The sequence below is a fragment of the Kitasatospora sp. NPDC056076 genome (assembly GCF_042266305.1).
Classification (GTDB): domain Bacteria; phylum Actinomycetota; class Actinomycetes; order Streptomycetales; family Streptomycetaceae; genus Kitasatospora.
On sequence record NZ_JBHJWG010000142.1, the window covers coordinates 1 to 1,070 of the forward strand.

Annotated in this window: 1 protein-coding gene; it reads right to left on the minus strand. The window is 70.7% G+C overall.

What is annotated here, in order from left to right; genetic code table 11:
* Positions 1-949 (minus strand): IS481 family transposase (locus ACFC1T_RS38475; RefSeq protein WP_375897481.1); only part of this gene is annotated, 949 nt, incomplete at its 3' end.
* Positions 950-1,070: the final 121 nt, after the last annotated feature.

A 1,070-nucleotide genomic window follows, 5' to 3' on the forward strand; every position in this document is an offset into this window, starting at 1 on the left:
TGTTCTGTCCTGTGAGGTTGGGGACGCGGCTGGCGGGTGGCTTGCCTGCGAGTGCGGTGTGTCCGCGGTGGTGATTGTAGGTGTGGAGCCAGTCGGGGTAGGCGTCGCGGCGTTCCTGTTCGGTGCGGTAGGGCCTGGCGTAGGCCCACTCGTCGAGCAGGGTGCGGTTGAAGCGCTCGACCTTGCCGTTGGTCTGCGGCCGGTAGGGCCGGGTGCGTTTGTGCGTGATGCCCTCGACGGCGAGGGCATCACGCCACGGGTGCGAGCGGTAACAGGAGCCGTTGTCGGTCAGCACGCGCTGGACGGTGATCCCCGCCCGGGCGAAGAACGCGTTCGCCCGGGTCCAGAACGCGGCGGCGGTCTCCTTGCGCTCGTCGGGCAGGATCTCGCTGTAGGCAAGGCGGGAGTGGTCGTCCACGGCGTTGTGCAGGTAGCTGTAACCGGCCCCGGAGCGGGTCCTGCGGCTGGCCTGGCGGCCGAGGGTCTTGTGGCCGCCGCCGTCGGGGATGTTGCCGAGCTTCTTGATGTCGACGTGGACCAACTCGCCCGGTGCGGCGCGTTCGTAGCGCCGCACCGGGCGGGCGGTGGCGCGGTCGAGGTGGGCCAGGCGGGCGAGGCGGTAGCGGACCAGGACCCGGTGGACGGTGGCCGGGTTGAGGCGGAGCAGGTAGGCGATGCGGGCCGGTCCCCAGCGGCGGAGCACCCGGACCTTGACGATCCGCCGCTCGGTGCGGGACGGCAGGCGGCGTGGGCTGCGGTGCGGCCGGCTGGAGCGGTCGCTCATGCCGGCCTCGCCGAGGGCTCGGTAGCGGTCCGCCCAGCGTTTGGCCGTCGTCGGCGAGACCTGGAAACGCTCGGCGGCCCTGCGCAGCGGCCAGCCGTCCTCGACCACGCAACGGGCCAGACGCAGGCGGCCGGTCTCGGTCAGCGGTGCGTTACGGTGTGGCATGAGGGCCTTTCTGGGAGCCGGTGCAGATGTCGCAATCCACACCGAGCCAGAAGGCCCTCACTCATTTCAAGATCACCCAGCCGTGAACCCCGTCACCAACCTCCGTGGTCAGTACACCTAG